At 56.7% G+C, this 22,578-nt stretch carries 19 protein-coding genes; 10 read left to right on the plus strand and 9 right to left on the minus strand.

All coding sequences use genetic code 11. The annotated features are described in order from the left end of the window. Positions 1 to 63 precede the first annotated feature (63 nt). Both glpK and OUO13_RS17060 read left to right on the plus strand, forming a co-directional pair. Positions 64 to 1,551, plus strand: coding sequence for a glycerol kinase GlpK (glpK, locus tag OUO13_RS17055; RefSeq protein ID WP_283175106.1), 1,488 nt, complete (start codon positions 64 to 66; stop codon positions 1,549 to 1,551). 11 nt (positions 1,552 to 1,562) lie between these two features. After that, positions 1,563 to 3,242, plus strand: coding sequence for a glycerol-3-phosphate dehydrogenase/oxidase (locus OUO13_RS17060; protein WP_283175107.1), 1,680 nt, complete (start codon positions 1,563 to 1,565; stop codon positions 3,240 to 3,242). 6 nt (positions 3,243 to 3,248) lie between these two features. On the opposite strand, the gene cmoB is transcribed toward OUO13_RS17060, so the two are convergent. From cmoB to OUO13_RS17085, 5 genes are all read right to left on the minus strand, one after another. Continuing rightward, positions 3,249 to 4,292 (minus strand): tRNA 5-methoxyuridine(34)/uridine 5-oxyacetic acid(34) synthase CmoB, encoded by a 1,044-nt coding sequence (gene cmoB, locus OUO13_RS17065; RefSeq protein WP_283175108.1) that lies wholly within the window; start codon positions 4,290 to 4,292, stop codon positions 3,249 to 3,251. Then, a complete protein-coding gene (cmoA, locus tag OUO13_RS17070; RefSeq protein ID WP_283175109.1) occupies positions 4,289 to 5,029 on the minus strand; it encodes a carboxy-S-adenosyl-L-methionine synthase CmoA in 741 nt (246 codons plus the stop codon). The genes cmoB and cmoA overlap by 4 nt, the downstream gene beginning before the upstream one ends. A 380-nt stretch (positions 5,030 to 5,409) precedes the next feature. Next, a complete protein-coding gene (locus OUO13_RS17075) occupies positions 5,410 to 6,714 on the minus strand; it encodes a sodium ion-translocating decarboxylase subunit beta (protein ID WP_283175110.1) in 1,305 nt (434 codons plus the stop codon). 12 nt (positions 6,715 to 6,726) lie between these two features. Next, on the minus strand, positions 6,727 to 8,490 hold the full coding sequence (oadA, locus tag OUO13_RS17080; RefSeq protein WP_283175111.1) for a sodium-extruding oxaloacetate decarboxylase subunit alpha: 1,764 nt from the start codon (positions 8,488 to 8,490) through the stop codon (positions 6,727 to 6,729). A 62-nt stretch (positions 8,491 to 8,552) separates the two neighbouring features. Further along, positions 8,553 to 8,807: an OadG family protein gene (locus tag OUO13_RS17085; RefSeq protein WP_283175112.1), complete on the minus strand. Its 255-nt coding sequence runs from the start codon at positions 8,805 to 8,807 to the stop codon at positions 8,553 to 8,555. Between the two features lie 358 nt (positions 8,808 to 9,165). On the opposite strand from OUO13_RS17085, the gene OUO13_RS17090 reads away from it, so the two are divergent. After that, complete coding sequence (locus tag OUO13_RS17090; protein ID WP_283175113.1) at positions 9,166 to 10,194, plus strand: tRNA dihydrouridine synthase; 1,029 nt, start codon at positions 9,166 to 9,168, stop codon at positions 10,192 to 10,194. Between the two features lie 335 nt (positions 10,195 to 10,529). On the opposite strand, the gene OUO13_RS17095 is transcribed toward OUO13_RS17090, so the two are convergent. Continuing rightward, positions 10,530 to 11,246, minus strand: coding sequence for an NUDIX hydrolase (locus OUO13_RS17095; protein ID WP_283175114.1), 717 nt, complete (start codon positions 11,244 to 11,246; stop codon positions 10,530 to 10,532). 119 nt (positions 11,247 to 11,365) lie between these two features. On the opposite strand from OUO13_RS17095, the gene OUO13_RS17100 reads away from it, so the two are divergent. The 7 genes from OUO13_RS17100 to OUO13_RS17130 all read left to right on the plus strand — a co-directional run bounded on the left by OUO13_RS17100 (position 11,366) and on the right by OUO13_RS17130 (position 18,076). Then, complete coding sequence (locus OUO13_RS17100; protein ID WP_283175115.1) at positions 11,366 to 13,366, plus strand: DUF4382 domain-containing protein; 2,001 nt, start codon at positions 11,366 to 11,368, stop codon at positions 13,364 to 13,366. 85 nt (positions 13,367 to 13,451) lie between these two features. Beyond that, positions 13,452 to 14,042: an RNA polymerase sigma factor gene (locus OUO13_RS17105; RefSeq protein WP_283175116.1), complete on the plus strand. Its 591-nt coding sequence runs from the start codon at positions 13,452 to 13,454 to the stop codon at positions 14,040 to 14,042. Then, complete coding sequence (locus OUO13_RS17110) at positions 14,029 to 14,490, plus strand: hypothetical protein (RefSeq protein WP_283175117.1); 462 nt, start codon at positions 14,029 to 14,031, stop codon at positions 14,488 to 14,490. Before OUO13_RS17105 ends, OUO13_RS17110 begins: the two co-directional genes overlap by 14 nt. A gap of 16 nt (positions 14,491 to 14,506) precedes the next feature. Next, positions 14,507 to 14,767: a hypothetical protein gene (locus tag OUO13_RS17115; RefSeq protein WP_283175118.1), complete on the plus strand. Its 261-nt coding sequence runs from the start codon at positions 14,507 to 14,509 to the stop codon at positions 14,765 to 14,767. After that, a complete protein-coding gene (locus OUO13_RS17120; RefSeq protein WP_283175119.1) occupies positions 14,760 to 15,215 on the plus strand; it encodes a DUF3106 domain-containing protein in 456 nt (151 codons plus the stop codon). Before OUO13_RS17115 ends, OUO13_RS17120 begins: the two co-directional genes overlap by 8 nt. A gap of 235 nt (positions 15,216 to 15,450) precedes the next feature. Further along, entirely contained in the window at positions 15,451 to 16,080 is a 630-nt protein-coding gene (locus OUO13_RS17125) for a transglutaminase-like cysteine peptidase (RefSeq protein ID WP_283175328.1), read from the plus strand. Positions 16,081 to 16,090: 10 nt separating this feature from the next. After that, positions 16,091 to 18,076: an EAL domain-containing protein gene (locus OUO13_RS17130; RefSeq protein WP_283175120.1), complete on the plus strand. Its 1,986-nt coding sequence runs from the start codon at positions 16,091 to 16,093 to the stop codon at positions 18,074 to 18,076. Positions 18,077 to 18,545: 469 nt separating this feature from the next. On the opposite strand, the gene mqo is transcribed toward OUO13_RS17130, so the two are convergent. The 3 genes from mqo to OUO13_RS17145 form a co-directional block, all read right to left on the minus strand. After that, positions 18,546 to 20,030, minus strand: coding sequence for a malate dehydrogenase (quinone) (gene mqo, locus OUO13_RS17135; protein WP_283175121.1), 1,485 nt, complete (start codon positions 20,028 to 20,030; stop codon positions 18,546 to 18,548). A 513-nt stretch (positions 20,031 to 20,543) separates the two neighbouring features. Continuing rightward, positions 20,544 to 21,224 carry a Fe2+-dependent dioxygenase gene (locus OUO13_RS17140; protein WP_283175122.1) on the minus strand — a complete coding sequence of 227 codons (681 nt, stop codon included), beginning with the start codon at positions 21,222 to 21,224 and terminating at the stop codon, positions 20,544 to 20,546. Between the two features lie 11 nt (positions 21,225 to 21,235). Continuing rightward, positions 21,236 to 22,393 carry an alpha-hydroxy acid oxidase gene (locus tag OUO13_RS17145; RefSeq protein WP_283175123.1) on the minus strand — a complete coding sequence of 386 codons (1,158 nt, stop codon included), beginning with the start codon at positions 22,391 to 22,393 and terminating at the stop codon, positions 21,236 to 21,238. Between the last annotated feature and the right edge of the window lie 185 nt (positions 22,394 to 22,578).

Consider the following 22,578-nt stretch of genomic DNA (forward strand, 5'->3'; position numbering starts at 1 on the left):
AGGCTATTGGCAGCAGCGCTAGACTGTATACAGTTGAACTGCAGTCGGGCAGGGGAGGAATCTATGGATATCCACAGTGCCGTATTGGCAATTGATCAGGGTACCACCAGTACCCGCGCCATTCTGTTCGACCATCAAGCCCGGGAAATTACCTCGGCGCATCAGGAATTTAACCAGTATTACCCGCGAGATGGCTGGGTTGAACACGATCCCGAAGATCTCTGGCGAACCACCTTGCGTTCCATTGAGCGGGTATTGCAAGGCCCCAGCGCCCGTCACACCCGGGTCGTTGCCATGGGGATTACCAATCAGCGCGAAACCACACTGGTGTGGGATCGCGAAACCGGCAAGCCGGTGTATAACGCCATTGTCTGGCAAGATCGCCGTACCGCTTCCGAATGTGAACGTCTGCGTCAGCAGGTACCGGAACACGAAATCCAGTCGCGCTCGGGCTTACTGATCGACCCGTATTTTTCCGCCACCAAAATCGCCTGGATTCTCGACAATATCGAAGGAGCAAGGGCGCGCGCCGAACGGGGCGAGTTACTGTTTGGAACGGTCGATACCTGGTTGATCTGGAAACTGACCGGTGGTGCAGTACACGCCACCGATGCCACCAATGCCAGCCGTACCAATCTCTACAACATCCATCGCGGTGAGTGGGACGACGACCTGCTGCAGATTTTCCGCGTTCCGAAAGCCATGCTGCCGGAAGTACGTGATTGTGCCGCTGATTTTGGTACTACCTTGCCAAGCCTGACCTGCCGTCAGGAGATCCCGATTTGTGGGGTTGCCGGTGATCAGCAGGCCGCGGCGATTGGCCAATGCTGTTTTGCCAAAGGTGAAGTCAAAGCCACCTATGGCACCGGCTGTTTTGTGCTGCTGAATACCGGTTCCGAGCCTATTCTTTCGACCCAACGCCTGTTAACCACCATCGCCTGGCAGCTGGATGGCCAGGTCGCCTATGCCCTGGAAGGATCGATTTTTATCGCCGGTGCGGCGGTGCAATGGTTGCGGGATGAGCTGGGGATTATTCGTTCGGCCGCCGAAACCGAGGTGCTGGCGCGACGTTTGAGCAGCAATAAAGGCGTTTATATGGTGCCAGCTTTTACCGGCCTTGGGGTTCCCTGGTGGCGACCCGATGCCCGTGCCGCCATTGTGGGGCTGACTCGTGGCGCAGGCAAAGCCGAACTGGCGCGCGCCGCCCTTGAGGCCGTCTGTTACCAGACCAGTGATCTGTTTGCGGCGATGGAAGCCGAAGGTTTGCGGCCGACCTCATTGCGAGTGGATGGTGGTATGGTCGCCAACAACTGGATGCTGCAGTTCCTCGCCGACGTGCTGGATACAGAAGTATTACGTCCCGCTATTCTTGAAACCACGGCGTTGGGGGTTGCGTATCTGGCCGGACGCAAAGCCGGTTTGTACGGCGACTTCGAGCAGTTTGATGCCCTCTGGCATTGCACCGCCGAGTTTGTACCCGCCATGGATAACAGCCTGCGTCAGCAGTTATTGGGTGAATGGGCGCGGGCAGTACAGCGCGTGACCCTGTAGGAGAGACCGTCATGAGTCGCACGGAACGCCTGCAACAGTTGGCGGACAATACCTGGGATGTAGTGGTGATTGGTGCCGGGATCAACGGCGCGGTTGCCGCTGCTGCGCTGGCAGCGCGTGGCGTTCGGGTTGCCTTGCTCGATCGTGGTGATTTTGGTGGCGAAACCAGCTCCAACAGTTCCTGTCTGGTGTGGGGCGGCATCAAATATCTGGAGTCCGGCGATTGGCGTCTGGTCGCCGACCTGTGTCAGAGCCGTAACCGCCTGTTGCAGTGTTTTCCGTCGTCGGTACGGGAAATCCGTTTTCTGGCGACCTTACCCAAAGGCTTTCGCAAACCGGCCTGGATGTTTTACAGCGGTGCCTGGTTGTATTGGCTGATGGGGTTTGGCAAAACCCGGCGACCCGAATGGCTCAGTGCCAGCCAGCGTGCCGAACGTGAACCCTTGTTTGCCAGCTCGGGCGCTGAACCGCAACAGGCGGTGGAGTATTCCGATGCCTGGCTGGTGGATAACGACAGCCGTTTTACCTTCGGTTTTGTGCGCAGTGCTGTGCAAAGTGGGGCGCTGGCAATCAATTATGTGGAAGCGCAGGGCAGTGAGCCGGATACCAGTCTGACTGCGCCGGTAACCGGCTGGGTCACTCATGTGTGTGATCAGCGCAGCGGTGCCACAGCGCTGGTACGCTCGCGGTTTATCATCAACGCCGCTGGTCCCTGGCTGGATGACTTCAATCGCCGCAGTGGTTTGCACAGCGGGTTTGTCCATCGCTTTTCCCGTGGCATTCATCTGCTGGTACCGCGTATTTCCAGTGTGGAGCGGGTGCTGGCTTTTTTTGCCAGTGATGGCCGCCTGTTTTTTGCCATTCCCATGGGCAAGCGTACCTGTATTGGCACTACCGATGTGGAGGTGGATTCACCCACGGCGGTGGTCAGTGCTGACGAGCGCCAGTTTGTGCTGGATAACATCAACCGTCTGCTGGCGCTGACACGTCCACTGGTAGCGGCCGATGTAATCAGTGAACGCTGTGGTGTGCGGCCGTTGGTGGTGCCTGCTGATTCCGATATTTCCAGCACAAACGCCTCAATGACAGACTGGCAGCATTTATCGCGTCGCCATCAGCTGGTGAATGGTGACGGCTGGTTAGGCATTTACGGCGGTAAACTGACCGACTGCCTGAACGTGGGGGAGGAGGTTTGTGCGGCACTGAAACAACAGGGGTTGGCGCTGGGAGACGAACGTGCGGGGTGGTTAGGTGAGGCGGGGCCTGAACAACGTGATGACTTCATGGCGGCTGCTTGGGCAACCGGCCTTAACGAACATACCCGCCCGGACGCTCTGGAGCCTTTGAGTGAACGCTTGTGGCGGCGTTATGGTCCGGCGGCGGCGGACATTCTGCACTGGGGGGTTCAAGACCCGGATTTATGGTTGCCGGTGCTACGTAATGACGATTTGTTACGGGCTGAGGTAATGCTGGCAGCAAGGGATGAAATGATCGAAACCCTGGAAGACTTCCTGCGGCGGCGCACCATGATTGCGCTGACCATCCCGTGTGAGCAGCTGTGTAATGATCCGGGCTTGGCGGAAATTGCCCGTTTGTTGTTCGGGGCGCAGGCGAGTGAACGACTGGAAGAGTTTTTTCAGACCCGCCAACACAGGATTCAGCAACCGGCGGGCACAACACCCGCCAGTTGAGTCGCATCAGGCTTCGGCAATGACAATGGCGCGCAGTGGCGCCGGATAACCTTCAGCGGTGAGGTTACGGTTGTCGGGATCGAGGAAATCCGGCAACGACTTGTAACGCATCCAGTCGGTGCTGCGCTGTTCTTCCAGCGAGGTCTGGTTGAGGTCGACCAGACGGGCATTGCGCAGACCCGCGCGGCGGCACCACAACAGCAGGGTTTCCGGCGACGGAATAAACCAGACGTTACGCATCATGGCATAACGATCTTCCGGCATCAGGCTGTACCCCAGCGGGCCATCGGCCACCAGAGTTTCCAGCACCAGTTCACCACCCGGACGTAACGCCGCGCGCAGTTCTTCCAGATGTTCGATCGGCGAGCGACGGTGGTACAACACCCCCATACTGAACACGGTATCGAACACCCGTAAGTCGGCCGGAATATCTTCCATCTTGAGTGGCAACAGGTGAGCATCCGGACGTTTGCCCTGGGCCTTGGCGACCATCAGTTTGACCGCTTCAAACTGCATCAGGAACAGGCGCGAAGGATCAACACCAATCACCCGGCGGGCACCTTCACCCAGCATGCGCCACATGTGGTAACCGGAGCCACAACCAACATCCAGCACCAGACGGTTTTTCAGCGGTGACAGATGAGGCAACACCCGGTGCCATTTCCAGTCGGAACGCCATTCGGTATCAATGTGGGTACCACAGATACGGAACGGGCCCTTGCGCCATGGCATCAGGCCACGCAGCGCCTGTTCCACCTCAACGGCGGTAGCATCGCTGATCGGCGCATGAATCGCCAGATCATCGGCACGCAGGTCACATTCAACACCGGCCGGAATCGGCAGACTGGTCAGTGCCTGCAGCCAGCGTTCCTGATCGCCGTGCTCACGGCTGACCAGCACATGCTGGAGCTGCTCTGGCAGGATATTGGCCCAGCGTTCAAAGCGTTTTTCATCGCGGTTCATGTACGCCAGCAGGTCGTCGAACCACGGCAGGATAGTAGCGGCTTCGGCGGGATCAACCGCTGGCAGTGGGGAATTACTGTCGGTCATTTGATGGCCAGGAATGAAACAAAGTTAAAGCACTGATACCAGCGGACTACCTGACGGAAGCCAGCCTGGTACAGACGATCAATATGGGCCTGTTCGGTTTCCGGAATCAGCACGTTTTCAATGGCGGAACGCTTGCGGGCGATTTCCAGTTCGGAGTACCCGTTAGCACGTTTGAAATCCAGATGCAGGGCATCCTGAACCTGCTGTTCCTCGTCACCGAAGCAGAGTTTTTCCGACAGGATCAGCACACCACCAGGGATGGTGGCATCGTGAATCTGTTTGAGCAGCGCCAGCCGTTGTTCCGGGCTGATGAACTGCAGCACGTAGTTCAACGCCGTTACCGAAGCATTGGCCAGCGGATAGGACAGGATATCGGCACAGGCCAGCTCCACATCCACCGCCGTACCGGCAAGGCTGCTGTCATCCAGCGCAATATGGTGACTGGCGCGTTCGACCATGGATTCGGAATTATCGATACCAATGATCTTGCAACCCGCCGCCCGCACACCGTGACGCATCGCCAGAGTGACCGCACCTAGTGAACAGCCAAGGTCGTACAGATGCGTGTTATCACGAGCGTAACGGCCCGCAATAATGCCCGACATCGCCACGGTTTCGGCATAACCCGGCACCGAGCGTTTGATCATATCCGGAAAAACCCGAGCCACCGCGGCATCGAAGCGGAAATCGGAAACATTGCCCGGCAGAGTCTGGTAAATATCGTCGCGTTCGCTCATGGGAAGTCCGCAGTGGGGAAAAATCGGCCGCGGATTGTAGCAGGTAACCGCGAAGCTCGGGAGTTGTTGGGGGATATAGACTGGAGTCTGGAGTCTGGAGTCTGGAGTCTGGAGTCTGGAGTCGAGTCCGATCTTGTGGGCATAAATGCCCACACTACAACAGCGCATCCATTTACATTGATTTCACCCAGCGCAGCTGGCCACCGTTAATTGCCCATCTGGGCGAGCCGGGATTCACCGCAACGGTCGACCCGGCCGGGGGACAAGGTCCCCCAAGAGGGCAAACAGCCTGGCCAATTCACAAGCCGAGTCGCCGCCAGACACCAGCATAAAAAACGGCGCCGTAGCGCCGTTTTTATCGGTGAACAATCACCCCGCCATCAATTGGCGAAATAACTGATCATCACACCCGCCGCTACCGCCGAACCGATTACACCGGCCACGTTAGGGCCCATAGCGTGCATCAGCAGGAAGTTCTGCGGGTTGGCTTCCAGACCCACCTTGTTGGATACCCGTGCTGCCATTGGCACCGCGGATACACCGGCAGAGCCGATCAGCGGGTTGATTGGCGACTTGCTGAACTTGTTCATCAGCTTGGCCATCAGCACACCGGCTGCTGTACCAATCGAGAACGCGATCAGACCGAGGACAACAATAAAAATGGTACGACTGTTCAGAAACGCATCCGCGCTCATCTTGTAGCCTACTGACAGGCCCAGAAAGATGGTCACGATGTTGATCAGGGCGTTCTGGGCAGTATCGCTCAGACGCTCAACCACACCGGACTCACGCATCAGGTTGCCGAAACAGAACATCCCCAGCAGTGGTGCAGCTGACGGCAGTAGCAGGGCTACCAGAATCAGTACAACCACCGGAAAGATGATTTTTTCGTTTTTGGAGACGGTACGCAGCTGTTCCATCTTGATCTTGCGCTCGGCCTCAGTGGTCAGCATACGCATGATCGGTGGCTGGATCAGCGGAACCAGCGCCATATAGGAATAAGCCGCTACCGCAATCGCTCCCAGCAGTTCCGGGGCCAGACGAGAGGCGATGAAGATCGAAGTTGGGCCGTCAGCACCACCGATAATACCGATGGCCGCTGCCTGCTTGATGGTGAAATCCACCAGACCCAGATCCGTCAGCAATACCGCCCCAAACAGGGTGCCGAAAATACCGAACTGGGCAGCAGCACCCAGCAACAGGGTTTTCGGGTTGGCCAGCAGAGGACCAAAGTCAGTCATGGCTCCTACACCCATAAAGATCAGCAACGGTGCAACGCCACTGGCAATGGTCACCTTGTAAAAGGTGTACAGCATACCGGTATCAAAACCGCCCGCTACGCCCAGTGCCAGCGCCTTGTTATACACAGCGCCGGAGGCATGGTGGTAAGCATCCAGAACCGCTTGCATGCTGGCATCAGCCGCCAGACCAAAGATCTCGCGGAACTGTGCCAGAGTGGAGGCATCACCGGTACGAATGGCGGTTTCCGCCGCCGACCAGCCCATACCGGCACCCGGAATGTTTACCATCAGGGTGCCCACCGCAATCGGCAGCAGCAGAAGTGGCTCGAAACCCTTTTTGATCGCCAGGTACAGCATGACAAAACCGATCAGCATCATGATGCCCTGACCGATTTCGAAATGGTAAATACCCGTGTCGTGCCAGAGGTTAATCAGACTTTGCATAGGTCAGACTCCTCAGCCGATGGTGTACAGGGTATCGCCCACCTTGACCGAGGTACCTTCTTTGGCAGACACACTGCCAATGGTGCCGGTCTTGGGTGCACGGATCTCGGTTTCCATCTTCATGGCTTCGAGGATGATCACCAGATCACCTTCGGTCACCTGATCACCAGGCTGTACCAGTACCTTGAAGATGTTACCGGCCAGCGGTGACGCTACCGACTCACCACCACCAGCAGCAACCGGAGCAGCCGCTGCCGCACCACCCGCCAGGCTGGTTGGCGCGCCGTTGATTGGCGCCAGATGAGTGACGTCACCACCTTCGTTTACTTTCACCACGTATTCGTGGCCGTCCACCTTGATGGTGTAAGTGTCTTCCGCCGCACCTTTTGGTGCAGGTTCGAAGGCCGCCGGGTTACCACGGTTGGCAAGGAACTTCGGTGCGATTTGCGGGAACATGGCGTAGGTCAGAGCATCGTCGATCTTGTCGGCGGCCAGCTTGAAGCCTTTTTCGGTCGCCAGTTTTTCAACGTCGGCGATGACCTTGTCGAGTTCGTTTTCGATCAGGTCCGCCGGACGACAGGTAATTGGCTCCTTGCCATCCAGAACACGAGCCTGCAGCTCCTTGTTCATTGGCGCCGGTGCCGCACCGTATTCACCTTTCAGAATGCCCTGGGTTTCTTTGGAGATGGACTTGTAACGCTCGCCAGAGAGAACGTTCAGCACCGCCTGGGTACCCACAATCTGGGAAGTCGGAGTCACCAGCGGGATAAAACCGAGGTCTTCACGTACGCGTGGAATCTCGGCCAGCACGGCGTCGAACTTGTCAGCAGCACCCTGTTCGCGTAGCTGGTTTTCCATGTTGGTGAGCATGCCACCCGGAACCTGGGCCACCAGAATACGGCTGTCGGTGCCTTTCAGGGCGCCTTCAAACTTCGCGTACTTCTTGCGCACTTCGCGGAAGTAGGCGGCGATTTCTTCCAGCAGATGCAGGTTCAGGCCGGTATCACGCTCGGTGCCCGCCAGTGCCGCTACCACGGATTCAGTCGCGGTGTGGCCATAGGTCATGGACATGGAAGAGATGGCAGTGTCAACACGGTCGATACCGGCTTCAACGGCTTTCAGAATGGTCATATCGGACAGACCGGCGGTGGCGTGTGCATGCAGCTGCACTTCGAGGTCGGTCTGGGCTTTCAGGCGCGATACCAGTTCAAAGGCGGCATAAGGTGTCAGAACACCGGCCATGTCCTTGATGGCAATGGAGTCAGCGCCCATGTCTTCAATACGCTTGGCCAGATCCACCCAGGCTTCGAGGGTGTGCACCGGACTGGTGGTATACGACAGCGTGCCCTGCGCGTGTTTGCCCTGTTTTTTCACCGCCTTGAGGGCGGTTTGCAGGTTGCGCGGGTCGTTCATGGCGTCGAATACCCGGAACACGTCGACACCGTTCACGGCGGCGCGTTCTACGAATTTCTCAACCACATCATCAGCATAGTGGCGGTAACCCAGCAGGTTCTGACCACGCAGCAGCATTTGCTGACGAGTGTTAGGCATTGCTTTCTTGAATGCACGAATACGGTCCCACGGGTCTTCACCGAGGAAACGGATGCAGGAGTCAAATGTGGCCCCCCCCCAGGACTCCAGTGACCAGTAACCGACCTGATCAAGTTTGGAGGCAATTGGCAGCATATCGTCGATACGCATGCGAGTCGCGAGGATAGACTGGTGTGCGTCACGCAGGACGACGTCGGTAATTCCGAGTTTTTTGGAATCGGTCATGAATGATGGCCTTTTCTTCCGTTAACGTCTTTTGAACGTTTTATGGTTGTTATATTCCAGGCTCATTGTTGACGAGCACGGTGTTCCTTCACTGCTGCAGACAGGACTTTTACCAGCTGCGGATCAATCCCGGTGGAAGCCGGAGCGACAGGTTTCCGGGCTGGAGCCGGTGCCACTTCAACTTCGGGAGCAATCTTGTTTACCAGACTGGACATGATATTGGTGGCATAGACCAGCATCGTCAGGAAGACGAACACCACGCCCATACCAAAAATCATGAGCTCCAGACCTTGCGAGATGAGACTTGGCTCAGACATGCAAGTGGCTCCTGTGAGTTATTGTTGTTGCGAACTTTAGTAGTGTATCTGCCTGAACTTTTGGACAATTGCGAAGTCGTCCGCAGGCAAAACCCTATCGAGCCTACTGAAAAGGGGTAGGCCTTTCAACCGCTGCAGATCAAGCCTTGATCAACAGTAAAGAGGAAGCGGGGCTTCAAGTGGCGAATTACCGCCTTTATTACCGCGACCTATAACGGATATATCCAACCGAAATAAAGGTCATAATGCCCTGCCTCCTCGGATAATCCGAAAGTCCAATGGTTTTCGGTTGACAGTGCGGAAATTTTAATTCCCAATTCCGCGCCCGCTTTTTAACCCTTTCGGAACCCGTTTTATCGTGAATTCCAGCTCCCCGTATCTGGTATCGGATACCAGGCCTTATATCGCCCTTGCGCCCATGGAAGGCCTGATGGATCACCATCTGCGGGAAATTCTCACCAGCGTGGGGGGTATCGACCACTGTGTGACCGAGTTCATCCGCGTCAGCCAGACCCTCTACCCGCCGAAGGTATTTCACCGTTTCTGCCCAGAGCTCCTGAACGGCGGCAAAACCCAGGCCGGAACACCGGTGCATGTGCAGTTGCTGGGCAGCCATCCACAACTGATGGCCGACAACGCGGCCCGGGTTGCCAGCATGGGAGCACCGGCAATTGACCTGAACTTCGGTTGTCCTGCCAAAACCGTCAATCGCAGTCAGGGTGGGGCAGTGCTGCTGCAATATCCGGATGTGCTGTTTAACGTGGCGTCGGCAGTACGAGCGGCAGTGCCTGCGCATATTCCGGTGACCGCCAAGATGCGTCTGGGTTATCTGGATAAAAGCCTGGCACTGGAAAACGCCAGTGCGCTGGAAGCCTCGGGTATCCAGTGGTTAACCGTTCATGCTCGCACCAAAACCGAAGGTTACAAACCACCAGCCTATTGGGACTGGATCGCCCGTATTCGCGAGCAGGTGAAGATTCCGGTATTGGCCAATGGTGAAATCTGGACTCCGGATCATGCCGACCAGTGTCGCCGCGAAAGTGGTTCCGACCTGCTGATGATTGGTCGCGGCCTGGTGGCGATTCCGGATCTGGCCTTGCAGATCAAGGCACGTGAACGGGGCGAAGCGTTAACCCCAATGAGCTGGCTGCAGCATTTGCAGCTGCTGAAACCTCTTGCGGATCGCTTGCCGGATCTGGACAACAAGAACCTCACCGACCGCCTGAAACAATGGCTGCATTATTTGTCGCTGCGTTCAGCGGAAGTAGGTGTGATTTTTCAGGAAGTGCGCAAATTACGTGAGCGCGAGGCGTTTTTTGATGGCTTGCAACAGGCCGCTGATGACCTGCTGGCAGGCCGGATCGGCGTGGCTATTGAAGATAAATAGTTGAAGATAAATAGCCGAAACCAAATAACTGAAAAGGCCTGATGCTGATCAGTTAAGGACTTTTAAACAGCCTGATCATTTATTTCCGAATGTGCCCAGCGCAGCTGGCTGCCCAATGCTCATCTGGCCGGGGGCGAAACGCCGTTTTTGGTGAAAACCGGAGATACGAGCCCAGTCGGGCAAAAGCAGGGGGAGGCCCGCCCGGCCGGGGGACAAGGTCCCCGATAAGGGCATACGGTAGAGCCAATTAACAAGCCGTGCAGGTCGTGTGGCTATTCGATACGAGAACGAAGCCTAAGAATATCGACTGATGCTTAACCTGAAACGGCCAGCGTTTATTCGCCGCTGGCCATTTCGGTTGGTGTGCCAACGGTCAGCGCTTCCGCCTGCGGACGTCCCGGTACAATAGTCGGCATGGTGTTGCCTTCCATCGGTGCAATGGTCGTCAACTCCGCTGCGTCTGCTGTTTCCTCTCCAGCCATCGGTGGCATCACCACACAGACCTCACTGCTGGACGGCAACAGACCATCCGAACGCGCCACCTGCAGGGATACCCGACCAGCGATCCACAACGGATACTCCACCACCGGATTATCGCGATCGACCACATTCTTGCCGCTGTCGAGCGCCTGATTCAGCTGCTCCAGATTCACCCACACCCATTTGCTGCGCTCACCCGGTGTACCGCAGGACGATGCCGCCATCATCACCGGATCAACCCAGTTCACCCGCGACACATAGGTATAAAACGGCCCGATACGGGAGCGTTGCTGGGTTTCCAGCTGCTCGGGCGTTGGCCCGGCGAACACACAGCCGGTTTCTTCACGGAATTCCCGCGAGGCGGTCTGGGCGATGGTTTCCCCCTCTTCGGCACGGCCACCAAACGGTGCCCAGCCATTACGATTCTTGCCATTGTCGTAGGCCAGTAATACCAGTGCCTCCTTGTCCTTGCAGGTATAGGCAATTACCCCCGCTGGCGGATTCGCAAACGCGGTGGATACCATCATCACCAGCGGCAATACGACAAAACCGATCAGGATGCTCTCCAGCATCTGTCACTCCCCACACATGTTGTGAAAAAAATTGCCAACCTCTGTCAACCAAACGCCAGCACCAGCGTTATGAACGGTAGCGCGCTGTAAATCCAGTTTATCACTGACGAGGAAGTCTCATGAAAACCAAGTTTCTGCCACTGGCGATGGCGATATTACTGCTGAGTGGCTGCGGCTCTGACAGCAGCTCCGTCAGCACCCTGACCGATTCGAGTGCCGATAGCACCTCCAGTTCCGACAGCAGCTCCAGCGATACCGCAACCGATACAACAACCGACACCAGCAAAACCGTCGGTGGCACCGTTCAGGTAGCCCTGACCGATGCCGAAGCCGACTTCGTGACCTATCAGGTCACCCTCAACAGCATTACCCTGGTGCGCACCGATGGCACTGAAGTTGACCTGCTGGCCACTGCTACGCCAGTCGACTTCGTACAATACCAGCAACTGAGCGAACTGTTCGCCATGTCGTCCGTACCGACAGGCAGTTATAGCAGCGTTGTGCTGAATCTGGATTACAGCAATGCCAGCCTGGTGATTCAGGATGAAGACGGTGTGACCTACAACGCCAGCGCTGTCGACAGCAGTGGCAAGGCACTGACCAGCCTGGATGTCACTCTGCAACTGGACACCGATGAACCCCTGACCGTAGCCGACGGCGAACTCGCCGGTCTGACTCTGGATATGGACCTTGCCGCCTCCAACGAAGTGCTCTCCTACGACCCGGCGGTGGTCGAAGTTGAACCCTTTCTCATGGTCGTGGCTTCTCAGAATGACACGCGCGAACACCGGGTGCGCGGTCTGCTCTCTGAAGTCGATAGCAGCGCAGATAGCAGCGCAGCCACCATCACACTGGCAATTCGTCCCCTCCGCCTGCGCTCAGGTGACTATGGTACGCTGGTGTGCAACGTCAGCGACGACACCCTCTACGAAATTGACGGTACAGAGTACACCGGCAGCAGCGGCCTGGAACTGATTGCCGCGCTGGATGCGGACTCACCACTGCTGGCATACGGCACGCTGGATAGCGATGGCAATTTCACGGCCAGTCAGGTGATTGCCGGTACCGGTGTTGCCTGGAGCGGTGACGACGTGGTGAAAGGCACGATTATCGCCCGCAGCGACAACACCCTGACGCTGGGTAACAGTGTGCATGAGCGTGATGGTTCCGATACCACCTTCAGCAGCACCACCGAAGTAGTCATTGCCGACACCACCAGTGTCACCGGCTATTACGAAGGTGATGCCTCCATCGCCAACCTCAGTGTTGGCCAGAAAGTGCTGGTCACCGGCACCATGGGCGACAGCCAGTTTGATGCCAGCAGCGGCCTGGTCCGTATGCAACTGAGCACCGTGACCGGTACCAGCACCGTTAACCCGCTGACCATCGACCTGCTGACCGTCAACAACCGCAGTGTCGACCAGTATGACTTCACGGGCACCGGTGCCACCGTGGATGCCGACCCGAGTGCCTACCGCATTGATATCGGCGTGATGGATGTCAGCAACCTCAGCAACGATGACTGGGTCAGCATCAAGGGTTACCCGACCAAATGGGCAGCGGACAGCGATTACGACTTCACTGCTCTGGCCGTCAACGAAATTAGCTTTACCAGCAGCACCGCAACCTATGTCAGCCACTGGGACAGCGCCAGCAGCAGCGCGATCACCATCAGTGACAGCAGCCTGATCATTGATAACACCGACGCAGTCGATCGCCTGAGCCTGAGTGGCGTGCCGGATTCCCTGATCGAGTCCTTTGTGGTGAGCAGCATCAGCGGTGAAAGTGATGGCACCTTTGCCATTCGCACCAGCGACGGCACCACTACTCTGCTGATATGGAGCGAGTTTGTAACAACCCTTGGCACCGCCCTCAGCGATGCCACAACTGCGGGTGAAACCGTATCGCACATCAGTGCCAGCGGCAGCTTTGACAGCAGCACCGGTGTCTTGACGGCTACCCATGTGATGGTCCGTATCGGTACCATCAGCAACCAGCACAGCGACAGCATTCGCAGCCGTCACAGCAACGCCCGTTCCGGCAGCTCAGGTTCCGACAATGATTCGGACAGCAGCGATCACAACAGCAACAATGGTGGATCATACGGCAACCACCACTGAGGAAACCGATGCAAACAGCGCCCGTGGAAATCAGTCCGGATAACAGCGGCACAGACTTCCACCAGCCCCAGACGAACTGGTCAACATGAACCCGGAACTGAACCTGTTTCTGGCGTCGATTGAAAAAAGGGCTTTCCGGATGGCACGACTCGCCACCCGGCAGGACGACGACGCCCTCGAACTGGTTCAGGAAGCCATGTTGCGTCTGGTTCAGCAGTACGGCGGGCGCCACAGCGATGAATGGAAACCGCTGTTTTACAGGATTCTGGAAAACTGCCTGACCGACTGGCATCGCCAGCAACAACGGCAACGGCGCTGGATGTTCTGGCGCCAGCCGTTACCCACCGATCCGCATCAGGACGAGGCCGACGGTGATATGGAAACCGATCATGATGATGGTGATGACCTGTTCAGCCGCTTTCGCAGCCCCGAACAGGCGCTCGCCAGGGAACGCCAGCAACACGCCGTGCTGGCCCTGCTGGAACAATTACCCCTGCAGCAACAGCAATGTTTTCTGCTGCGCTGCTGGGAAGGATTATCTGTGCAGGAAACCGCTACCGCGCTGGGCATCAGCGACGGCAGCGTCAAAACCCATTTGCACCGGGTGCGCCAGAAGCTGGAGCGCCTGTGCGCCGACCACCAGTACGATCAGGAGGCTCAGCATGAAACCGGTTGATCCCCATCCGCATGAATTTGAACCTGCCAGCGCCGAACAGTTGGCCTGCGAGGCATTGGATAACAGCCTCGACCAGATTCCTGATGACATCAGCGCCCGCCTGCGCCAGCAACGGCTGCAACTGCAGGGGCTTGATACGCGTCCACACCACAAACCGGCTGCCTGGTGGATTCCCGCCGGACTGGTCGCATCGGTGGTGATGGCTGCTGCCATCTGGTTACAGCCAACCGCTGACACCACACCGGCGGCAGTTGCCGTGACCCAGCCGTCCACCAGCAATCGCCTGATGACAGGGGATTACGATCTGGAAAGCAGCGAATGGCTGGAACTCACTCAACTCAGCGACCAGGAATGGGATATGCTGCAGGACCTTGATTTTGTCCTCTGGCTGAGTGAATTACCTGATGAATCGCTGTCACCGGCACCTGTGGCTGACCAGGCTGGTTAGTATGATGTGTGTGGGGATGCCGTTTGCCGTACAAGCCGACCCGGCTTCTGAATCCGCTGCCAGCAATGCGGTGGATATGGAGCTGCTGCTGTTTCTTGGTGATGCGGTTGAAGTCGACGGCGAATGGCTGGATGCGCTGGAACTGCAGGAACGTGACACCGGCAAAAGCACGGCGTCGGCCAGCAGTACTAGCCAAACCAGCAGTACTACCCATACGACCATCACCACCCAAACTACCAGTAAGTCCGCCAACCAACAGGAGGCGAGCCATGATTAATCTGCGTTTGCCACTGGGCTGGCTGTTGTTATGCCTGCTGGCTCTGCCCGTGCAAGCCAAAGACTGGAATGAACTGTCCGAGGCAACCCGTACCACCCTGGCACCGATGGCATCACGCTGGAACGAACTCAGCGAAACCGACCAGCAACGCCTGATTCGTGGCGCTGAGCGCTGGCAAACCATGAATAGCCAGCAACAGCAGGACAGCCGTACCCGCTTTGAACGCTGGCAGAACATGGATGACAGCAAAAAAGCCGAACTGCGCCAGAGCCTCGAACGCTTGCGCTCGTTAAGCCCGGAACAGCGTGATCGTGCTAACCAGCGCTGGCAGACCTATCAGAAAATGAGCCCGGAACAACGCCAGCAACTGCGGCAGAATTTCCAGCAGTTGCGTCAGCAGCAGGGTAACAACCTGCGCGAACGGGCTGGCGGCGGCGCCCGCCATTAACCACAACACCATGGCTCTGCCCGCCAGAGCCAGTCCAACACCACTGATCGCCACGGCCCTCTCGAAAACTGTCTAAACTGACTATCCATTGCCGACCCGCCAATCGTCCTGCCTGCGCTGACTATAGTTAATGGAGTTTGCCCGCCCGCCGGGTATCCGCTCCTCTGACGATGGCTGCCGTATGCTGACATTGCCGTATCAACACAATCTTGTCCGGACCTGCTGTTTGCTACTGATGCTCGGTGCACCACTGGTACTGGTTGCCGACAAACCGGTGTGGGTGGCCGAAAAACTGATAGAACAAGCCACAAAGCAATATGGTCGCAAGGGTGGCATTAACATGGAGCGCTGGCGCGACATGTTCGAGGATCTGAATGGCACCAAAAAAGACATCGACCTGCTGGAAGAAGTGAATTATTTCTTCAACCGCAATGTGCCGTTTGTCGACGACCTGACGCATTGGCGCCAGATCGATTACTGGGCCACCCCTTATGAAATGCTCGGCACCAACGGTGGTGACTGCGAAGACTACGTGATCAGCAAATATTACAGCCTGATCAAACTGGGCATGGACGAAAGCAAGTTGCGTATTACTTACGTCAAGGCACTGGAATTCAACCAGGCCCATATGGTGCTGGCCTATTATGAAAAACCCAATGCTGTGCCCCTGATTCTCGACAACCTGACCAACAGTATTCGCCCGGCCACGGCCCGCCGTGACCTCAAACCCGTGTACAGCTTTAATGGTCAGGGCATGTGGTTAACCGAATCCAAAGGGCTGGGCGCACGTCTCGGCAACTCCAACCAGCTCGACCGCTGGACAGATTTACGTGTGCGTATGGCACGCATCGGCATGGATTTATAAGGACAGAACAATGACTCTGAGACAACAGTTTTCCCTGCTGACCAGCGCGCTGGTACTGATACTGCTGGCGGGCAACCTGCTGGTTACCCTCATGCATGCTCATGACCAGTTCCAGCGCCAGCTGAATGCCCGTGCCTACGACGCCGCTACCGCCCTCGCTTTGTCGATGTCACAGATCGAAGGTGATGACACCGTCGAACGCAGTCGTCTGATCGATGTGTTGTTCGATCGGGGCTTTTTTTCGGAAATCCGTTTTGTCAGCACCGAAGGCCAGGAAATCCATCGTCGTGAACTGCAGGCCTATGAATCTCCGGCAGCACCCGCCTGGTTTATGGGAATGACCAGTTTTGACCAGCAACCGGCGGAAACCGATGTTACCAACGGCTGGCAACGCCTTGGCACCGTTACCGTGCTCAGTCATCCCGATTTTGCCTATCGCAACCTCTGGAACATGGCCAAAGCCGAATTATTCTGGTTTGTCGCAGTGCTGATTGTCACCCTGATACTGCTCGAAATGCTGCTGCGCTGGTTGTTTGCACCATTGCAAAAAGTAGAAGAGCAGGCTCTGGCGATTTGCGACCGCGAATGGAAAATCCAGCAGGACATCCCCAAAGCCCGCGAGCTGAAACGTATGGTGCTGGCCATGAACCGAATGGTCAGCAAGTTACATGCGCTGTTTATGGAACAGGCCACCACCACCGAACAGCTGCGGCAGGAATCCTTCCACGACAACGTCAGTGGCCTCCTCAATCGCCGTGGTTTTGATCAACGCTTCAGCCACCTCCTCAACGACGATGACGAACACAGCGGCCTGCTGATGCTGTTACAAATCGAAGGTTTTGCGGCCTTTAACCAGCGTGACGGCCGTCAGGCTGGTGACGCCGTGATTCGTCAGGTCGGTGACGCCTTGCATCACTGGCATCACGATCACAACCACAGCCTCTGTGGCCGCCATGCCGGTGCCGATTTTGCCCTCTATGTCAGCTGCGCCGACCGCCAGCATGCCCGCGAACTGCTGATGCAAACCTCCAGTCAGCTGGCCGCCACCACCCTGACCCAACGTAACGAACTGCAATTCCACATCGGCGGCGTATTCCTGCAAGGCCACCACAACAACCCTGGAGAAGCCTTCAGCAAAGCCGATGCCGCGCTGGCCAAAGCGCGTAGCAGTGGTCGTGGCCATTCCTGGTTGTATGACGAAGAAAATGACCCAGAGCGCCGTGAGTGGTCTGCCTCCACCTGGCAGCAGATTCTGCGTGAAGCATTGCAAGACAACCTGTTGCAACTGCGTTTTATGCCAGTGGTTGGCCATCAGCAAGGCAGCAGCAAACGTCCGCTGTTACAGGTAGAAGTGTTCAGCCGTATTCAGTGGCAAGGAGAATCGCTGTCTGCTGCCCGTTTCTGGCCAATGGTGGAGCAACACGGAATGGCTGGTGAGTTTGACCTTGCAGTAGTCCGCCAGGTATTCACTGATTTGGCCAATACCCGGTTGCCTGAGGCGATAAAGGTCTGCATCAACCTGTCACCAGCCTCATTGCTGGATGCCGAATTCCCACAGCATCTGATCGACCTGCTCGAACAGCATTCCGCTTTGGCGCATCACCTGCTGCTGGAAGTACCGGAGTTCTGCATTCTCGACATCGAAAACCAGCTGCTGCCGCTTGGACAACGTCTGAAGCCTCTGGGGGTAAAACTCGGGGTTGACCAGGTCGGCACCGGCACCGCTGCATTTGCCTATATGAAACGCCTGCCACTGACGCAGTTACGTCTCGATGGCAGCCTCAACCGTGGCGTGCATCTGGCCCAGGACCAGCGCTTCTTTGTGCAGTCCATGATCCAGATTGGCCATAAACTCGATCTCACCGTGCTGGCCGATGGTCTGGAGCAGTCTGAAGACGTGATTACGCTCAGTCAGTGTGGAGTGGACGGTATCAGTGGTTTCTATTTCAGCCGGCCACTGTCGCACCTGCAGGATGTGATCGACTGGGCGTCTTGAATGCCTGATTTGGCCAGGCCCCTCTGAATAACTCGGTACCCGCTCTGGCTTATCAGGATGGTGATGAATTACGAAGCCGGTTTGATCGCCCTCTTGCCTAAATACTGGGGCGACGTCAAAACCTGCGACACAAAGTCATCACCATCCCGAAAGCCCCGAAGGGCGCGGGCTGCAGCGCATTTGAGCGGTGTTGACGAACTTGAAAAGGACTTGTCATTTCGCTGCGTTCGTCGCCTTGCTCACACGCGCTGCAGCGCTCGCGCAGAGCTGTGCAGAGTTATTCCGAGTGTCCCTAGTTGTAGTGGTTCAATCATTCCATACACCCGAAAGTGTATGTTCTCTGTCCGTGAGCAGAGTGCCAGGAAGCAGTGCTGACACTGTTTCATTTGGATCAATCCTTCGCCTCTCGCACGCTCTCTCCAACAAAAACGGCAGCCGAAGCTGCCGTGTTTGTAATACCGGAAGATGCTTACTTTTTCAGGCCCAGTACGCTCAGAGTGCGTTCACGAGTCTGTTTCAGCAGTTCAGCGTTGTCGATCAGAGACTCACCGTAAGACGGGATCATCTTCTTCAGACCGGCTTTCCATTCACCTTGCATACGGCTGGCGAAACATTTTTCCAGCACTTCGATCATGGCGAAGGCAGCAACGGATGCACCAGGAGAGGCACCCAGCAGTGCGGCCAGAGAGCCGTCAGCCGCGGAAACCAGTTCAGTACCGAATTCCAGCTTGCCTTTGCCCTTGGCGTCTTTCTTGATGACCTGTACACGCTGACCGGCGTGAGCCAGAGTCCAGTCGCTGGCCTTGCAGTCCGGGAAGTAACCGCGCAGGGTCGCCACGCGATCTTCGTGAGACTGCATAACTTCACTGATCAGGTACTTGGTCAGATCCATGTTGTGAATACCCACTGACATCATCGGGAACAGGTTGTCAGTGCTCACAGACTTGATCAGGTCAAGCTTGGAACCGGCTTTCAGGAACTTGGTGGTGAAACCGGCGTATGGTCCGAACAGCAGGGCAGGTTTGCCGTTGATGATTCGGGTGTCCAGGTGCGGTACGGACATCGGTGGCGCACCAATCGCGGCTTTGCCATATACCTTGGCGTGGTGCTGGGAAACGATCTTCTCGTCCTTGCACACCAGCCACTGGCCAGATACCGGGAAACCGCCGTAGCCGTCGGCTTCTTCGATGCCGGAAGCTTGCAGCAGTGGCAGTGAACCACCGCCAGCGCCGAGGAATACGAAACCGGTGTTGATCATGCTGGTTTTGCCAGAGTTACGATCACGTACGGTTACGGTCCAGCGCTTGTCGTTGCGATGACGCTCGAAATCCACCACTTCGGTGTTCAGCAGCAGGTTGAACTGGCTGCTTTCTTCCAGACGGGCGACCAGGTTACGGGTCAGGGAACCGAAGTCGACGTCAGAACCGTACATGATACGGGTTGCAGCAACCTTCTCGGAAGCGTCACGGCCATTCATAACCAACGGCATCCACTCACGCAGAACGGCCGGATCTTCACTGTATTCCATGTCGGCAAACAGGTGATGGGCGCTCAGTTTCTCAGCACGCTGACGCAGGAACGCAACGTTCTTTTCGCCCCAGACAAAGCTGATATGTGGAGTGGTGTTGATGAAGTTGGTTGGCTCAGGAAGGCCGCCGTTTTCGACCAGGAAGCTCCACAGCTGCAGAGACAGTTCGAAGTTGGCGTTGATTTTCAGAGCGCGGTCGATGCTGACGTTGCCTTTGGCATCTTCCGGGGTGTAGTTCAGTTCACAGTAACCGGCATGTCCTGTGCCAGCATTGTTCCATCCATCGGTGCTTTCGTGGGCTACGTGATCCAGACGTTCCACCATTGTGAGCTTGAGCGATGGGTCCAGCCTGCTGAGCAGGGTACCCAGGGTCGCACTCATGACTCCCCCGCCTACGAGGAGTACATCGACCTGTTGTGTAGTCATTACGATTTCGCCTTTTGATCAGAAAGTCGTTAATCAGGGAGTTTGGGGGACTCCCAATGCGCGACCAGTTCCCGGGCTTTTGGCCCGACCCATTTGGGCGGCAACCACATTATTGTGAAAGTTTTGCGTACAAAGGTTGTCAACGGGCTGAACTGATCCGAAACCGACGCTTTATACACAGCCGACGCCTTCCATACAACTGGCGATCATGCGGTTTCTACTAATGTATATTCGCATTGTTCTTTCTGCTGAAAGGCGTATAGGCCAAGCGTCGTGAGTAGGTAGCCGTCAGGGTTTACGTTTGTTCAAAAAACAAGCGGCTGTTGCCTGTGAAGGTGCCAAAAACCGATATATCAGTATTGATCTGGCACTTTTTTCGGGCGGGTGTGAATGTATCATATCGGGACAACGTGAGGAGCAGATTTCCTGCTCCGGGGTGGTTTTGCCATTCAAACCGACTTTTCAGGTTTTTTAAGCAAAGGCAATTTGCCCATCCATATCAAAAACGGATGGTTATGACATCGACCATTGACGCAGCAGGTTGTGGTAAATCTGGCTGAGGCGAACCACATCTTCGTGACCGTTGCCGTGAGTAATGGTGAGGGACTGGATCGACTGGTCGAGGTCAAACAACAGCTCACGGTTGTGGCTGTCGCGCACCAGACTCTGAATCCAGAAGAATGAACACAGGCGTTGGCCGCGAGTAACCGGCGTGACCTGATGCAGGCTGTGGGATGGATACAGGATCAGGCTGCCAGCAGGCAGTTTGACCGACTGCATGCCATAACGGGTTTCGATCTGCAGCTCACCACCGTCGTAGTCGTCCGGGTCACACAGGAACAGGGTGGCAGATACATCGGTGCGTAACACCTGACCACTGGCCAGGGTCATGACCGCACTGTCGACGTGTTGACCGTAGTGCCCACCGTTCTGGTACAGGTTGAATTTGGGTGGGTAGATATGTTCCGGCAGGGTCGCAGACACAAAGGTCGGATGCTGACGCAGACGGTGTAATACAAAGTCCTGCAGGCGACGGGCGTTGTCGCTGTTGTCGTCGAGCTGGAAGTTGTTCTTCACGGTGCGGGCCAAACCACCGGCGGTGGCGGCGCCGTCCTGCCACTCACTGGCAAACAGCAGCTGCCGACACTGTTGTACTTCTTCGGCGCTCAGCAGGGATTCAATCGGTAATAACATGGTGACTCCGTCTACAGAGAAGGTTGGAAAGCCGCAAACGTCTGCGGGCTGGCCAGATTCAGAAGTGACTGTGGGCCAATATCCGCCAGCGTTGGTGTACCGGCCAGAGCCATGGTGATTTCCAGTTCATCACGCAGCAATTTCAGCATATGGGCGACGCCGAGGGCTCCGGCGACGGTGAGCGCATGTAATTGCGGGCGGCCGATCAATATCGCATTGGCTCCCAGCGCCAACGCCTTGAATACATCCGTACCACGGCGAATGCCGCTGTCGAGCAATAACGGAAAGTCTGGCCCGACGGCCTGACGACAGGCGGCAATCACTTCAATGGTGGAGGGCAGGCCATCAAGGGTGCGGCCACCATGGTTCGACACAATCACGCCTGCCATTCCCAGTTCCTTGAAACGCAGAGCATCGGCCGGGTTAATCACGCCTTTTACCAGTACCGGCAGACGGGTATTGGCCTGTAACCATTGCAGGTCGGCCAGTGTCGGGGCATCCACCATAAAGCCGTTCAGAATCACACTGGCATGGGCATCGAGTGGCCGTGGTGCAGGGTGTGGCTGGCCTTGCAGGTTGGCTTCAATCACACCGGCGGGCAAGTGGAAACCGGACCGTTGGGTGCGGTTACGCAGGCCATTGACCGGCGCATCAAGGGTAATCACCAGGGCCTGATAACCGCAGGCTTCGGCACGTTTGACCAGCGCCAGGCTGTTCTCGCGGTTGTGTTGCCAGTAGAGCTGGAACCACAGGTTCGGGTGGCCGCTGGCGGCAATGTCTTCGAGGCGGTAACTCGCCAGGGTGCTGACGATCATGGGTGTATCGAGGGCAGCGGCACCACGTACGGTGGCCAGCTCGCCGTCGGTATGCACCAGCCGCTGGTGGGCGACCGGTGCCAGTAACAACGGGTGGGCGAGGGGGTAGCCGAGTAAACGGGTAGTGGTACTTGCCTGGCGAAAATCCTGCAGCAGCGAGGGGCTAATGCCGATCTGTTCAAATGCGCTGCGATTGCGGCGCAGGGTAATTTCATCAGCAACACCGGAATCAATGTATTCGCGAATATCCGTGCGCAGCATCGGCAGGGCATGGGTTTCATAGTCGGCGAGGCTGACGATTCCGGCCGGAATCTGGGAGTAAGGGCTGCTCTGGATGTGCTGGTTGTCCGGCATGGATATGTCCTGCGAAGGTTCCGGAGAGGGCGGTTCAACGAGAATACGCTGCCCCGGCGGCACGGGGGAAGCGCAGACGGGTGCTGTCACAGCACCCGTCCGGGTCTTTCAGGAGTTACTACATAGAGTTACTGCAAGAGTGACTACAAGACTGACTACAAGACTGACTACAGGAGATTACCGGG

The organism is Parathalassolituus penaei (assembly GCF_026626885.1).
In the GTDB taxonomy this organism is placed as follows: Bacteria; Pseudomonadota; Gammaproteobacteria; order Pseudomonadales; family Oceanobacteraceae; genus Oceanobacter; species Oceanobacter penaei.

Coding starts and splice junctions, on each gene's coding strand:
- OUO13_RS17100 (WP_283175115.1), top strand. CDS start 11,366: ATGAAAACCAAGTTTCTGCCACTGGCGATGGCGATATTACTGCTGAGT.
- cmoA (WP_283175109.1), bottom strand. CDS start 5,029: ATGAGCGAACGCGACGATATTTACCAGACTCTGCCGGGCAATGTTTCC.
- OUO13_RS17085 (WP_283175112.1), bottom strand. CDS start 8,807: ATGTCTGAGCCAAGTCTCATCTCGCAAGGTCTGGAGCTCATGATTTTT.
- OUO13_RS17075 (WP_283175110.1), bottom strand. CDS start 6,714: ATGCAAAGTCTGATTAACCTCTGGCACGACACGGGTATTTACCATTTC.
- OUO13_RS17145 (WP_283175123.1), bottom strand. CDS start 22,393: ATGCCGGACAACCAGCACATCCAGAGCAGCCCTTACTCCCAGATTCCG.
- OUO13_RS17115 (WP_283175118.1), top strand. CDS start 14,507: ATGCCGTTTGCCGTACAAGCCGACCCGGCTTCTGAATCCGCTGCCAGC.
- cmoB (WP_283175108.1), bottom strand. CDS start 4,292: ATGACCGACAGTAATTCCCCACTGCCAGCGGTTGATCCCGCCGAAGCC.
- OUO13_RS17120 (WP_283175119.1), top strand. CDS start 14,760: ATGATTAATCTGCGTTTGCCACTGGGCTGGCTGTTGTTATGCCTGCTG.
- OUO13_RS17125 (WP_283175328.1), top strand. CDS start 15,451: ATGCTCGGTGCACCACTGGTACTGGTTGCCGACAAACCGGTGTGGGTG.
- OUO13_RS17095 (WP_283175114.1), bottom strand. CDS start 11,246: ATGCTGGAGAGCATCCTGATCGGTTTTGTCGTATTGCCGCTGGTGATG.
- mqo (WP_283175121.1), bottom strand. CDS start 20,030: ATGACTACACAACAGGTCGATGTACTCCTCGTAGGCGGGGGAGTCATG.
- glpK (WP_283175106.1), top strand. CDS start 64: ATGGATATCCACAGTGCCGTATTGGCAATTGATCAGGGTACCACCAGT.
- OUO13_RS17140 (WP_283175122.1), bottom strand. CDS start 21,224: ATGTTATTACCGATTGAATCCCTGCTGAGCGCCGAAGAAGTACAACAG.
- oadA (WP_283175111.1), bottom strand. CDS start 8,490: ATGACCGATTCCAAAAAACTCGGAATTACCGACGTCGTCCTGCGTGAC.
- OUO13_RS17105 (WP_283175116.1), top strand. CDS start 13,452: ATGAACCCGGAACTGAACCTGTTTCTGGCGTCGATTGAAAAAAGGGCT.
- OUO13_RS17060 (WP_283175107.1), top strand. CDS start 1,563: ATGAGTCGCACGGAACGCCTGCAACAGTTGGCGGACAATACCTGGGAT.
- OUO13_RS17130 (WP_283175120.1), top strand. CDS start 16,091: ATGACTCTGAGACAACAGTTTTCCCTGCTGACCAGCGCGCTGGTACTG.
- OUO13_RS17110 (WP_283175117.1), top strand. CDS start 14,029: ATGAAACCGGTTGATCCCCATCCGCATGAATTTGAACCTGCCAGCGCC.